Origin of the sequence: Rhodococcus sp. NPDC049939 (assembly GCF_040656415.1) — a bacterium.
In the GTDB taxonomy this organism is placed as follows: domain Bacteria; phylum Actinomycetota; class Actinomycetes; order Mycobacteriales; family Mycobacteriaceae; genus Rhodococcus_F.
In genome coordinates this window covers 1,342,598-1,355,461 of the sequence record NZ_JBFAMC010000001.1, presented here as the reverse complement: position 1 = coordinate 1,355,461, position 12,864 = coordinate 1,342,598, and the positions used below count along the sequence as shown (strand labels likewise).

General features: G+C 62.9%; 11 protein-coding genes and 2 tRNA genes. 2 read left to right on the top strand and 11 right to left on the bottom strand.

The window, feature by feature from the left end; all coding sequences use genetic code 11:
• Window positions 1–59: 59 nt before the first annotated feature.
• Window positions 60–668, bottom strand: a complete 609-nt coding sequence (leuD, locus tag AB0I57_RS06210) for a 3-isopropylmalate dehydratase small subunit (RefSeq protein WP_358331293.1) — start codon at window positions 666–668, stop codon at window positions 60–62.
• A 27-nt stretch (window positions 669–695) separates the two neighbouring features.
• Entirely contained in the window at window positions 696–2,108 is a 1,413-nt protein-coding gene (leuC, locus tag AB0I57_RS06205; RefSeq protein WP_358331290.1) for a 3-isopropylmalate dehydratase large subunit, read from the bottom strand.
• Between the two features lie 143 nt (window positions 2,109–2,251).
• On the opposite strand from leuC, the gene AB0I57_RS06200 reads away from it, so the two are divergent.
• Together AB0I57_RS06200 and AB0I57_RS06195 are read left to right on the top strand one after the other, a co-directional pair.
• On the top strand, window positions 2,252–2,953 hold the full coding sequence (locus tag AB0I57_RS06200) for an IclR family transcriptional regulator (RefSeq protein WP_358331287.1): 702 nt from the start codon (window positions 2,252–2,254) through the stop codon (window positions 2,951–2,953).
• A 34-nt stretch (window positions 2,954–2,987) separates the two neighbouring features.
• Complete coding sequence (locus AB0I57_RS06195) at window positions 2,988–3,506, top strand: PPOX class F420-dependent oxidoreductase (RefSeq protein ID WP_358331285.1); 519 nt, start codon at window positions 2,988–2,990, stop codon at window positions 3,504–3,506.
• Between the two features lie 74 nt (window positions 3,507–3,580).
• On the opposite strand, the gene AB0I57_RS06190 is transcribed toward AB0I57_RS06195, so the two are convergent.
• The 9 genes from AB0I57_RS06190 to AB0I57_RS06150 all read right to left on the bottom strand — a co-directional run bounded on the left by AB0I57_RS06190 (window position 3,581) and on the right by AB0I57_RS06150 (window position 12,775).
• Window positions 3,581–3,653: transfer RNA gene (locus AB0I57_RS06190), tRNA-Glu, on the bottom strand.
• Window positions 3,654–3,729: 76 nt separating this feature from the next.
• A tRNA-Gln gene (locus AB0I57_RS06185) sits at window positions 3,730–3,801 on the bottom strand.
• A gap of 139 nt (window positions 3,802–3,940) precedes the next feature.
• Window positions 3,941–5,416 (bottom strand): glutamate--tRNA ligase, encoded by a 1,476-nt coding sequence (gene gltX / locus AB0I57_RS06180; RefSeq protein ID WP_358331282.1) that lies wholly within the window; start codon window positions 5,414–5,416, stop codon window positions 3,941–3,943.
• A gap of 73 nt (window positions 5,417–5,489) precedes the next feature.
• A complete protein-coding gene (locus tag AB0I57_RS06175) occupies window positions 5,490–6,263 on the bottom strand; it encodes a fumarylacetoacetate hydrolase family protein (RefSeq protein WP_358331279.1) in 774 nt (257 codons plus the stop codon).
• Window positions 6,264–6,361: 98 nt separating this feature from the next.
• On the bottom strand, window positions 6,362–7,372 hold the full coding sequence (locus tag AB0I57_RS06170) for a 3-isopropylmalate dehydrogenase (RefSeq protein ID WP_358331276.1): 1,011 nt from the start codon (window positions 7,370–7,372) through the stop codon (window positions 6,362–6,364).
• Between the two features lie 88 nt (window positions 7,373–7,460).
• Window positions 7,461–9,056: a phosphoglycerate dehydrogenase gene (gene serA, locus AB0I57_RS06165; RefSeq protein WP_358331273.1), complete on the bottom strand. Its 1,596-nt coding sequence runs from the start codon at window positions 9,054–9,056 to the stop codon at window positions 7,461–7,463.
• A 221-nt stretch (window positions 9,057–9,277) separates the two neighbouring features.
• Entirely contained in the window at window positions 9,278–10,291 is a 1,014-nt protein-coding gene (gene ilvC, locus AB0I57_RS06160) for a ketol-acid reductoisomerase (protein ID WP_358331270.1), read from the bottom strand.
• Between the two features lie 37 nt (window positions 10,292–10,328).
• Complete coding sequence (gene ilvN / locus AB0I57_RS06155; RefSeq protein ID WP_358331267.1) at window positions 10,329–10,832, bottom strand: acetolactate synthase small subunit; 504 nt, start codon at window positions 10,830–10,832, stop codon at window positions 10,329–10,331.
• Window positions 10,829–12,775: an acetolactate synthase large subunit gene (locus AB0I57_RS06150; RefSeq protein WP_358331264.1), complete on the bottom strand. Its 1,947-nt coding sequence runs from the start codon at window positions 12,773–12,775 to the stop codon at window positions 10,829–10,831. The genes ilvN and AB0I57_RS06150 overlap by 4 nt, the downstream gene beginning before the upstream one ends.
• Window positions 12,776–12,864: the final 89 nt, after the last annotated feature.

The following is a 12,864-nucleotide window of genomic DNA, read 5'->3' as shown; positions in this document are numbered from 1 at the left end:
CGACGTGGCACCATTCTCAGGAACTTATTATCTGCCGAAGTGGACTCGAACTCGGCCTGTCACTCCCTCGAAACGGGCTCCGGAAGAGTCGCAGGTTTCCAAGAAGGCCTTGACTTTTCGAACTCGGAAATGGCTTCTACCTGCCGCAATGTCAGTCCGATGTCATCGAGACCCTCCAGGAGACGCCACTGCGTGTAGTCGTCAATGTTGAAGGGCACCACGGTGGTTCCACCCGTCACCGTCTTGTTATGGAGGTCGACAACCAATTCGAGGCCCGGTTGTTCTTCGAGCAGTTTCCAGAGCACTTCGACGTCCGACTGGTCGACCTGAGCTGCCAACAGACCCGCCTTGCCCGCGTTGCCCCGAAAGATGTCTGCGAAGCGAGACGCGATCACGACCCGAAACCCGAAGTCCGCTAGCGCCCATACCGCGTGTTCCCGGGAACTACCTGTGCCGAAATCTGGCCCTGCCACCAGAATGCTGCCCTTGTTGTACGGCGCAACGTTGAGAACGAAATTCGGATCCCGGCGCCATGCGGCGAACAAGCCGTCCTCGAAACCGGTGCGAGTCACTCGTTTCAGGTAGACAGCCGGAATGATCTGGTCCGTGTCCACGTTGGATCGCCGCAGCGGAACGCCGATACCTTTGTGCGTGCTAAAGGATTCCATCGAAAATTCTCCCAAATTCCTTGATTCCTAGACCAGATCTGCCGGCGCCGACAGTGTTCCCCGGACTGCCGTCGCGGCGGCAACAGACGGCGACACCAGGTGTGTCCTGCCTCCCTTGCCTTGACGGCCTTCGAAGTTGCGATTCGACGTCGAGGCCGAACGTTCGCCAGGAGCCAACTGGTCCGGGTTCATACCGAGACACATCGAGCATCCCGCTTGCCGCCATTCCGCGCCCGCAGCGGTGAAGACCTCTCCCAGACCTTCCCTTTCGGCCTCTGCGCGAACCCGCATCGATCCCGGAACGATCAACATCCGCACCCCGTCGGCGACGTGGCGACCACGCAACACCTCGGCTACCGCTCGCAGATCCTCTATTCGCCCGTTGGTGCAGGAACCTACGAAGACCGTATCGATCGCCACGTCGCGCAACGGAGTTCCGGCTTCGAGGCCCATGTACGCCAACGCCTTCTCTGCGCTGTGTCGTTCACTCTCGTCGACGATATCGGCCGGATTCGGCACCGATTCGCTGAGCGGCAGTCCCTGCGCAGGGTTGGTGCCCCATGTAACGAATGGCGTCAGCGAAGTCGCATCGATGTGAACCTCGTTGTCGAATACCGCACCCTCGTCGGTATGCAACCGCTCCCATGCTGCCACTGCCGCATCCCAGTCCGCCCCCTCCGGCGCGTGGGGACGCCCTTTGATGAACTCATAGGTGATCTCGTCGGGGGCGATCATTCCGGCCCGGGCGCCCGCCTCTATAGACATGTTGCAGATAGTCATCCGCGCTTCCATCGACATCTTCCGGATCGCCTCGCCGCGGTACTCCAGAACATATCCCTGGCCTCCGCCTGTGCCGATTTGGGCGATTACGGCCAAGATAAGATCCTTGCTCGTCACACCTTCGGGCATTTCGCCGTCGACGGTGACCGCCATGGTCTTGAACGGCCGCAACGAAAGTGTTTGCGTCGCCATGACGTGCTCGACCTCGCTGGTGCCGATACCCATCGCGAGTGCGCCGAATGCGCCGTGCGTGGAAGTGTGACTGTCTCCGCAAACCACCGTCATACCGGGCTGAGTGAGTCCGAGTTGCGGACCTACGACGTGAACGATGCCCTGATCGATGTTTCCCATCGGGTGTAACCGGATCCCGAATTCCTCACAATTGCGCCGCAGTGTGTCCACCTGGGTCTTGGAAACAGGGTCTGCGATCGGTTGGTCGGTGTCGATCGTCGGGACATTGTGGTCCTCTGTGGCGATCGTCAGATCCGGACGGCGCAGCGGACGCCCCGCCAGCCGAAGCCCGTCGAAGGCCTGCGGACTCGTCACTTCGTGAACGAGATGCAGATCGATGTAGATGAGGTCGGGATCATCTCCCTCACCCCGGACCACGACGTGGTCGTCCCACACCTTCTCTGCCAAGGTGCGTGCTTTCTCCGCCATTTTCTCCGCCTTCGTGTGTCAGCCTCGCACCGTGGGTACTTCGGACCGCCGCGCGCTCGACGGCGCTACCTTCTTGTGGGACTCGCATTCGACATCGGACGAAGATGCTACTATCCCACTATGCGAGAAACTGGTATCGGTCTATGAGACAGCATAGCGGCATCGGGGTCCTTGACAAGGCGGTGGGAGTACTGCGGGCCGTGGCCGAGAAACCCTGCACCCTCTCCGAACTGTGTTCGCGGACCGGACTCCCCCGGGCGACCGCCCACCGGCTGGCCGTCGGCCTCGAGGTCCATCGCCTTCTCACGCGTGACCCCGATGGCCTGTGGTGTCCCGGTCCCGGACTCTCCGAACTCGCTGCCACAGCCAATGATCCACTCGCCTCGGCAGCAGCACTCGTGCTGCCGAGACTGCGCGAAATCACTGGCGAAAGCGTGCAGTTGTACCGCAGGGAAGGCCTCCAGCGCGTCTGTGTGGCCGCGATGGAACCTCCCACAGGACTTCGCGACACCGTCCTCGTCGGGGCGCGGCTGACCATGAGCGCCGGTTCAGGCGCCAAGGTCTTGCTCGCCTGGGCCGACCCGCAGACGCAGCGCGCCGCTCTCGCCGACGCCGCATTCGGTGAACGTGCCCTGCTCGAGGTTCGCCGGCGTGGCTGGGCACAGAGCGCTGCCGAGCGCGAACCGGGCGTTGCCAGTGTTGCCGCTCCTGTCCGAGATGGCTCCGGCGCTGTGGTCGCGGCGATCTCGGTATCCGGACCGATCGACAGAATGGGAAAACGACCCGGTGCCAGGTGGGCGGCCGACCTCCTCGCCGCAGCAGAAGCGTTGCACAAGAGACTCTGACGCGCGACCAATACACGGCGAGAGGGAAAATCGGATGGGCACGAACCAGCGGGCACAAATCGAAATGACGGATTCGGAGATCGCAGAATTCGTGGAACGAAGCCGAATCGCCACCCTTGCAACGGTGGGTGCTGACGGTAGACCCCACCTGGTCGCCATGTGGTACGGCGTGATCAACGGCGAGATCTGGTTCGAAACCAAGGCCAAATCGCAGAAGGCGGTCAATTTGCGTCGCGACGACCGTGTCACCGTCTTGATCGAAGACGGTGACACCTATGACGCCCTGCGTGGTATCTCGATCGACGGTCGTGCGGAGGTGGTGGAAGACCAGGAAGCGATGTTCGCCGCCGGAGTCAGTGTCTGGGAACGCTATTACGGTCCGTACTCCGACGATCTCCGGCCCGCAATCGATCAGTTGCTGCACAATCGAGTCGTCGTGCGGATTGTCGTCCAGCGCATCAGGAGCTGGGACCACGCGAAACTCGACCTGCCCGCAATGCCTGTGGGTGGAACCACGGCCAAGTTCCTGACACCGGCAGACCGGCGGGCATGATCCGGATTCGTCGGTGACGAGAATCCAGAAGCAAAGAAGCACCCTCCAAGTACTTGGAGGGTGCTTCTGTGTTGTAGCCCCGACGGGATTCGAACCCGCGCTACCGCCTTGAGAGGGCGGCGTCCTAGGCCGCTAGACGACGGGGCCAGGAACTTTCTTTCGCTTTGAAAGCTAAGCAAGCATAGCTCTCTGAAGTTCGGAGTCAAAATCGACCGAACTATCGCTGGGGTACCAGGACTCGAACCTAGAATGGCGGTACCAGAAACCGCTGTGTTGCCAATTACACCATACCCCAATGGCCGTTTCGAACCGCCGAGCTTCTCAGGCTCCGCGGCCCGCCTCGGGCCGAAGAAGAGATTACCAGCCCACTGCCTGGATTCACCAAATCGTGTGGTCAAAGGCTGCTTTTCCGCCTCCACGACCCGAGGAGGCCTCTAGGTCCCTGCGATCGCACGTGCTGACCGTAGCCGGGACAGTGATGTTTCGCGTCCGAGTAGTTCCATCGATTCGTAGAGTGGCGGGCTGATGTGCGAGCCCGTAATCCCCACCCGGACCGGGGCAAATGCCTTGCGCGGCTTGAGACCCAGTTCGTCCACGAGAGCTGTCTTGAGTGCCGCTTCCAACGACGACGCATCCCACACCTCGACGGCGTCGAGCGAGGCAAGGGCAGCATCGAGGACGGGCGCGGCATCGGAACCGAGGTTCTTGGCCCCAGCGGCCGGATCGATCACGAAGTCGGCCTCGTCGACGAACAGAAACTTCAGCAACCCCCAAGCATCGGACAGGACGACTATGCGGGTCTGGACCAGCTCTGCCGCGGCCGCGAAGACTGTCTCGTCCACTGTCTGCCCCAGATGACCGTGTGCCGTCAGGAAGGCGCGCAGGCGCGCAACGAAGTCGTTGGGCTCCAGCCTCCGAATCTGCTCGGCGTTTATCGCGTCGGCCTTCTTCTGGTCGAAACGGGCCGGGTTGGAATTCACCTTGGAAATATCGAAGGCTGCCACCATCTCGTCCAGCGAGAACACGTCGTGATCATCGGAAATCCCCCAGCCGAGCAGGGCCAGATAGTTCAACAGTCCCTCTGGGATGAATCCTCGGTCGCGGTGGATGAAGAGGTCCGACTCTGGATCGCGCTTGGACAGTTTCTTGTTGCCCTGCCCCATGACGAACGGCAGATGGCCGAACTGTGGAGTAAACTCCGCCACCCCGATCCGCTGCATCGCCTCGTAGAGAGCAAGCTGCCGTGGGGTGGACGACAGTAGGTCCTCACCCCGGAGTACGTGGGTGATCTTCATCAAAGCATCGTCGACGGGGTTGACCAACGTGTAGAGCGGAATTCCGTTCGCTCGGGTGAGGGCGAAGTCGGGGACGGTGCCCGCTTTGAACGTCGTCTCGCCGCGCACGAGATCGACCCAGGTGAGGTCGTGATCGGGCATTCGCAACCGCACGACCGGCTTGCGGCCTTCCTCGAGGAAAGCTTGCCGCTGCCCAGGAGTCAGATCGCGGTCGAAGTTGTCGTACCCCAGCTTGGGGTCGCGGCCTGCCGCCCTGTGCCGTTCCTCGACCTCCTCCGGCGTCGAGAACGACTCGTACGCCTCGCCGGCCGCCAGAAGTTTCGCCACGACATCCTGGTGCAGATCCCGCCGCTGCGACTGGCGGTAAGGCTCGTGCGGCCCGCCCACCTCCGGCCCCTCGTCCCAGTTCAACCCGAGCCAACGGAGTGCTTCCAGGATCGCCTGGTACGACTCCTCGCTGTCACGGGCGGCGTCGGTATCTTCGATGCGGAAGACGAACGAACCGCCATTGTGTCGGGCAAACGCCCAGTTGAACAGTGCCGTTCGAATGAGCCCCACGTGCGGGGTTCCGGTGGGCGACGGGCAGAAACGGACGCGGACTTCGCTTGTGGTCATGGCTCACTTGGGTCGACGCTGGGAAACGGACTCCTACAGGCTAGTCCGCTCCCGTGTCACAGCACGAGAGCCGTCAGCGCTTGGCGATCACAGGATTGGTCAGAGTCCCGATGCCGCCGAGGGTCACACTCACACTCTGACCATCGACGATGGGACCGACCCCTTCGGGCGTACCGGTGAGGATGACATCTCCTGGAAGCAGTGTCATGACCGTAGACACCCATTCGATGATCTTCGGAATGTCGTGCAGCAGAAGGGAGGTGTTGCTTCGCTGCTTCACTTCCCCGTCCACCTCGGTGGTGACGTCGATGTCGGACGGGTCGAGTTGGGTTTCGATCCACGGGCCGAGTGGGCAGAAGGTGTCGTAGCCCTTCGCCCTCGTCCATTGCCCGTCCTTGCGCTGCTGGTCACGCGCCGTCACGTCGTTGGCCGCCGTGTACCCGAGCACGACGTCGAGCGCCTTCGCCGCGGGGACATCTTTGCAGGGTCGACCGATGACCACTGCCAGTTCACCTTCGTAGTGAACCTCGTCGGATGACTTCGGCAGGACGATCGGGGCGTCCGGCCCGACGATCGACGTGTTCGGCTTGAGGAAGATCACAGGATCTTCTGGCGCATCGCCGCCCATCTCGGCCGCATGAGCGGCATAGTTCTTTCCAACGCAGACAACCTTGCTCGCCAGGATCGGGGCGAGCAGTCGTACATCTGCGAGCGGCCAGCTACGTCCGGTGAACGTGGGGTTACCGAAGGGGTGTTCGGCGATCTCCTTTACCGTTCGGGACTCACCTTCCCCTTCGATACTGACGAACGCAACACCATCGGGACTTGCCACTCGACCAAGACGCATGGCCTCGAGTCTATCGGTCCGGCTCACGCAGGTCCGGGATGGTCAACGAGAGACGGGGCACGAAGAACGCCGACCAAATCCGGACCAGCCGAACAGCCCTAGAGGGACGCGGCGATCCGGTCACCGACCTCCGAGGTGATGATCTTCGACTCGCCACGCGAAGCCAGATCCGACCTGACGGCTGCTTCGATACGCGCGGCATCGCTGTCCCGGCCGAGATGGCGTAGGAGCAGTGCCCCGGACAGGATTGCCGCCGTAGGGTCTGCGATCCCCTTGCCGGCAATGTCTGGGGCGCTACCGTGCACCGGCTCGAACATCGACGGGTTCGTGCCCGAGGCGTCGATGTTTCCTGATGCTGCGAGCCCGATCCCGCCCGTGACCGCACCAGCGAGGTCGGTGATGATGTCTCCGAACAGGTTGTCGGTGACGATCACGTCAAAGCGTGAAGGGTCGGTGACCATATATATGGTGGCCGCGTCGATATGGCAGTACGCCGTCTCTACATCCGGGTATTCGGCCGACAGAGCCTCGACGGCACGGGTCCATATAGCACCCGCGTTGGATAGAACATTCGTCTTGTGGATGAGAGTGACGTGCCGCCGCCGGGTCTGCGCGAGCGCGAACGCATACCGCACCACCCGTTCGGCCCCGAACCAGGTATTGATCGACACCTCGGTCGCGATCTCGTGGGGGGTCCCCACACGGATCGCCCCGCCGTTGCCGGTGTACGGACCCTCGGTCCCCTCTCGAACGACCACGAAATCGATGTCGGGCTGCGCCGCGAGCGGCGACTTCGATCCCGGATAGAGCTGCGAGGGGCGAAGATTCACGTGGTGATCCAACGCAAATCGCATGTTCAGCAGCAGTCCACGTTCGAGCACGCCGGGGGCAACAGACGGGTCACCGATGGCGCCGAGCAGAATCGCGTCATGGGCGCGGATCGCCTCGAGATCGGCTTCCGGGAGCAGTTCCCCGGTTGCGTTGTATCGGCGGGCGCCAAGGTCGTACTCGGTGGTATCGAGATCAGGCACAAGCCGCCGCAACACTTTCAGAGCCTCGGCCGTTACCTCGGTGCCGATGCCGTCACCAGCAATGATCGCAAGTTTCATGACGTCTCACTTCAATTGGAGCTGTGCAGGTGCCGCGATTACGAAGCTTCGCGGCACTTGCACAGCGCGAGTAGGCCGGTTGACGGGACTAGGCCAGGTCGACGAGCTCGATCTTGCTCGCGCCGACTGCGGCCGAGATCGCGTCGCGAACGTCATCCGGCACTTCGCGGTCGACGCGCAGGAGGATGGTCGCACCTGTGCCCTCTGCGTCCTGGCTGAGCTGCGCCGCCTGAATATCGATACCGGCGTTGCCGAGCTCGGTGCCGATCTTGCCCAGCGCGCCAGGCCGATCGGTGTAGTTGACCAACAGATTGAGGCCTTCGGCGCGCAGTTCGAAGTTGCGGCCGTTGATGTTGACGATCTTCTCGACCTGCTGAGGACCGGTCAACGTGCCTGCGACATTGATGACACTGCCATCTCCGAAGACTGCCCGCAGATCAACCACGCTGCGGTGGTTGGGGCTCTCCGAAGCCTTGGTCACCTCGGCGGTGATCCCGCGCTCCTCCGCTAGCGCCGGGGCATTGACGAACGTCACAGCATCCTCGATCACTGCGGAGAAGACTCCCCGCAGAGCCGACAGTGCGAGCACCTCGACGTCCTCGGATGCGAGTTCTCCGCGTACGTCCACCGAAAGACTGACGGGCAACTCGCCCGAGAGCGCACCGATGAGGACACCCTGCTTGCGGACGATCTCCAGCCATGGGGCAACTTCTTCGCCCACTGCTCCGCCAGACACGTTGACGGCGTCGGGAACGAAATCGCCTGCCAGAGCGAGCAGTACGGACTTCGCGACATCGGTTCCCGCGCGATCCTGCGCCTCACCGGTCGAAGCCCCCAAGTGTGGTGTCACCACGACCTCGGGAAGATCGAACAGCGGGCTGTCGGTGCAGGGCTCGGTCTCGAACACGTCGAGACCCGCCGCACGTACGTGGCCGGCCTTGATCGACTCAGCCAGCGCCGCCTCGTCGATGAGCCCGCCGCGTGCGGCGTTGACGATTACGACCCCGTCCTTGGTCTTCGCCAAGTTCTCGGCGCCGAGCAGGCCCTTTGTCTCGGTGGTCTTCGGGAGGTGGACAGAGATCAGGTCGGCGCGCCCCAGCAATTCGTCGAGCGTGACCAGCTCGATGCCGAGTTGGGCTGCGCGTGCGGCCGAAACATAGGGGTCGTACGCGATGACGTGCGTTTCGAATGCAGCGAGGCGCTGAGCGAACAGCTGCCCGATTCGGCCGAGGCCGATGACACCGACGGTCTTTCCGAAGATCTCTACACCGTTGAACTTGCTGCGCTTCCACTCACGATCACGCAGGGTCGAGTCGGCGGCAGGAATCTGGCGGGCAGTGGCGAGCATCAACGCAACAGCGTGCTCGGCAGCCGTGTGAATGTTGGATGTGGGGGCGTTGACCACCATGACACCGCGTTCGGTGGCGGCGGGGACGTCGACGTTGTCGAGGCCGACCCCCGCGCGCGCGACGATCTTGAGCTTGGTACCGGCGGCTAGCACCTCGGCATCGACGGTGGTGGCGGAGCGGACGAGAAGTGCGTCGGCCTCGGGCACGGCCGCGAGCAGGGCCGCCCGATCAGGTCCGTCGACCCAACGCACCTCCACACCGTCGCCCAATGCCTCGACGGTGGACGCCGCGAGCTTGTCGGCGATCAGAACAACAGGACGACCTGGCTGGCTCACGTGCAAACTCCCTGAATCGGTCAGTGTGGGGGTGTTCAAACCACACACAGCTTAGTCCGCTGTCGCACATAAACCGCATCCTGGTCCCCAATACCACATTGGAGGCGCCGACGACATCGGAATCGGACATGAAACAACTTCGGCCCAATGTCGCGTCGGTGCCTTCCAAGGAGACCGATACGACATTGGGCCGGCGTGGTGGAACTGTAAAGCGATAAAACCTAGGCAGTTTCGGTGATCGGACGGTCGACCCAGCTCATCAGGTCGCGCAACTTCTTACCGGTGACCTCGATCGGGTGCTCGGCGTTCTCTTTGCGGAGGGCCTCGAGTTCCTTGTTGCCGTTCTCGACATTTGCGACGAGGCGTTTCGTGAACGCACCCGACTGGATGTCGGCCAGGATCGCCTTCATGCGCTCCTTGGTACCGGCATCGATGACGCGGGGACCGGACAGGTAGCCACCGAACTCCGCGGTGTCGGACACCGAGTAGTTCATGCGCGCAATGCCGCCCTCGTACATCAGATCAACGATGAGCTTGAGCTCGTGCAGCACCTCGAAGTACGCCATCTCGGGGGCGTAGCCGGCCTCGACCATCACCTCGAAACCGGTCTTGACCAGTTCCTCGGTGCCGCCGCACAGCACGGCCTGCTCACCGAAGAGGTCGGTCTCGGTCTCCTCCTTGAATGTCGTCTTGATGACTCCCGCGCGCGTACCGCCGATCGCCTTGGCGTAGGCGAGCGCGAGCGCCTCACCCTCCCCCTTGGGGTCCTGGTCGATCGCGATCAGTGCGGGAACGCCCTTTCCGTCGACGAATTGACGGCGGACCAGGTGTCCCGGGCCCTTGGGGGCGACCATGCCGACCGTGACAGACGCCGGGGGCTTGATCAGGTCGAAGTGGATGTTGAGCCCGTGACCGAAGAACAACGCGTTGCCGTCCTGGAGGTTCGGCTCGATGTCCTTGGCGAAGATCGATGCCTGAGCGGTGTCGGGTGCCAGCAGCATGATCACGTCGGCCCACGCGGAAACCTCCGCGGGCGTACCCACGGTCAGTCCCTGCTCCTCAGCCTTGGGTCGAGACTTCGAACCTTCAGCGAGTCCGACGCGCACATCGACGCCCGAATCACGCAGGCTCAGCGAATGCGCATGGCCCTGGCTTCCGTAACCGATCACAGCAACCTTGCGGTTCTGGATGATCGACAGATCGGCATCGTCGTCGTAGAACATTTCAATTGCCATAGTTCAACCTCTTTCTCGGAGCTTGTTATTCACGGTACTAGCGGGCGGCAGTGATGGATTTCGGTCCTCGCCCGACCGCCACGACACCGGACTGCACGATCTCTCGGACGCCGTACGGATCGAGCATCCGCAACAACGCATCCAGCTTGGATCTGGTTCCAGTCGCCTCGATCGTCACCGACTCCGGGGAAACGTCGATCACCTTGGCGCGGAACAGATTCACTGTCTCGATCACCTGCGTGCGAACGCTCGCGTCCGCACGTACCTTGATCAATAGCAACTCGCGGGCCACCGAAGCCTCGCCGTCCTGCTCGACGATCTTGATGACGTTCACGAGCTTGTTGAGCTGCTTTGTTACCTGCTCGAGGGGGAACTCGTCGACGGTCACCACGATTGTCATGCGTGAGATGTCGGGCAGCTCCGTGCCACCGACGGCGAGCGACTCGATGTTGAATCCACGACGGGAGAACAGAGCGGCCACTCTGGCCAGCACGCCCGGCTTGTCCTCGACGAGAACACTGAGGGTGTGGCTGGTACTCACTGATCTTCCTCCCCGGCCGCTGCGGCCTCGCCGGAGCGCTGCTGCTCGCGCTCCATGGCTTCGTAAACGACGGCCGGTTCCGCGGCCGCCTCGTCGTCCTCGAACAGCGGACGGATGCCCCGTGCCGCCTGGATCTCGTCGTTGCTGGTTCCTGCTGCGACCATCGGCCATACCTGGGCGTCGGCGCCGACGATGAAGTCGATCACGACCGGACGATCGTTGATGGACTGTGCCTCACGGATCGCCGCCTCGACGTCTTCTTCTCGCTCGACGCGAATTCCGTGGCAGCCCAGCGCCTCTGCGAGCTTGACGAAGTCCGGGATCCGTACCGCGCCGTGAGTACCGAGATTGGTGTTGGAGTAGCGCTCCTCGTAGAACAGCGTCTGCCATTGTCGCACCATGCCCAGGTTGCCGTTGTTGATGAGCGCAACCTTGATCGGGACACCCTCGACCGCGCACGTGGCGAGTTCCTGGTTGGTCATCTGGAAGCAGCCGTCACCATCGATAGCCCACACCTCTGTGTCGGGCTTCCCCATCTTGGCGCCCATCGCCGCGGGAATGGCATACCCCATTGTGCCGAGCCCACCGGAGTTCAGCCATGTGCGTGGCTTCTCGTAGTCCACGAACTGCGCCGCCCACATCTGGTGCTGACCCACACCCGCGCAGTAGATCGCGTCGGGGCCGACGAGTTTGCCCACCGACTTGATCACGAACTCGGGCGACAGCGACCCGTCTTCGGGACGGTCATAGCTGAGTGGGTAGGTGCGCCGGATGTCATCGAGGTACTCCCACCACTTGGCGAGGTCGAACGCGGTGCCGGTCGCCAGGTCGGCCCTGATCGCCTCGATCAGCTCGCCGATGACTTCCTTGCAGTCGCCGACGATCGGCACGTCCGCGTACCGGTTCTTGCCGATCTCCGCAGGGTCGATGTCGGCGTGAATGACCTTGGCGTCAGGAGCGAAGGAGTCGAGCTGCCCCGTCACGCGGTCGTCGAAACGCGCGCCGAGTGTGATGAGCAGGTCGCTGCGTTGCAGCGCCGCCACGGCCGCGACCGTGCCGTGCATGCCAGGCATGCCGCAGTTGAGCTTGTGGCTGTCGGGGAAGGCACCTCGTGCCATGAGTGTGCCGACAACCGGGATGCCCGTGAGTTCGGCGAGCTCGAGCAGCTCCGAAGACGCGTCGGCCTTGATGACTCCACCACCGACGTAGAGAACGGGGCGCTTGGCCTCGGCGATGAGCCGAGCCGCCTCGCGCACCTGCTTTCCGTGCGGCTTGGTGACAGGACGGTAACCGGGCAACCGCATCTCGGGCGGCCACGAAAACGTGGTCTGCGACTGCAGAACGTCCTTCGGGATATCGACGAGCACAGCGCCGGGCCGCCCGCTGGAGGCGAGGTAGAACGCCTCCGCGATGATGCGAGGAATGTCGGCACCATCGGTGATCAGGAAGTTGTGCTTGGTGATCGGCATGGTGATGCCGGAGATATCGGCCTCCTGAAATGCATCCGTACCGATGAGGCCACGACCCACCTGACCCGTGATCGCCACGACGGGGACGGAATCCATCTGCGCGTCGGCGAGCGGAGTCACCAGGTTGGTCGCACCGGGTCCCGAAGTCGCCATGCAGACGCCGATCTTGCCAGTTGCCTGCGCGTACCCCGTAGCGGCGTGGCCGGCGCCCTGCTCATGCCGGACGAGGACGTGCCGGACCTTCTTCGAGTCGAACAACGGATCGTAGAGAGGAAGGACTGCACCACCGGGAATTCCGAATACCGTGTCGACCTCGAGTTCCTCGAGGGCTCGAACCACGGACTGGGCGCCGCTGACCCGCTCAGGGGGGAGTTGGCGGCGGCTATTGGTCTGTGTCGCGGCGGCCACGGTGGTCGGGCTGGCTGGCCCCGACTTGCGCGGCGTGGGCTGAGGCCGTGCGGTTGGTGCGCTCACTGAGAAATCCTCTGGTTCTGGCTCCGGGCAACAAAAAACCCCCGTCAGCGAATGCTGTACGAGGGTGGCGCGTCGTTATCTGGCGAGTT

Coding starts and splice junctions, on each gene's coding strand:
- ilvC (WP_358331270.1), bottom strand. CDS start 10,291: ATGGCAATTGAAATGTTCTACGACGACGATGCCGATCTGTCGATCATC.
- leuC (WP_358331290.1), bottom strand. CDS start 2,108: ATGGCGGAGAAAGCACGCACCTTGGCAGAGAAGGTGTGGGACGACCAC.
- AB0I57_RS06170 (WP_358331276.1), bottom strand. CDS start 7,372: ATGAAACTTGCGATCATTGCTGGTGACGGCATCGGCACCGAGGTAACG.
- AB0I57_RS06195 (WP_358331285.1), top strand. CDS start 2,988: ATGGGCACGAACCAGCGGGCACAAATCGAAATGACGGATTCGGAGATC.
- leuD (WP_358331293.1), bottom strand. CDS start 668: ATGGAATCCTTTAGCACGCACAAAGGTATCGGCGTTCCGCTGCGGCGA.
- gltX (WP_358331282.1), bottom strand. CDS start 5,416: ATGACCACAAGCGAAGTCCGCGTCCGTTTCTGCCCGTCGCCCACCGGA.
- AB0I57_RS06200 (WP_358331287.1), top strand. CDS start 2,252: ATGAGACAGCATAGCGGCATCGGGGTCCTTGACAAGGCGGTGGGAGTA.
- AB0I57_RS06175 (WP_358331279.1), bottom strand. CDS start 6,263: ATGCGTCTTGGTCGAGTGGCAAGTCCCGATGGTGTTGCGTTCGTCAGT.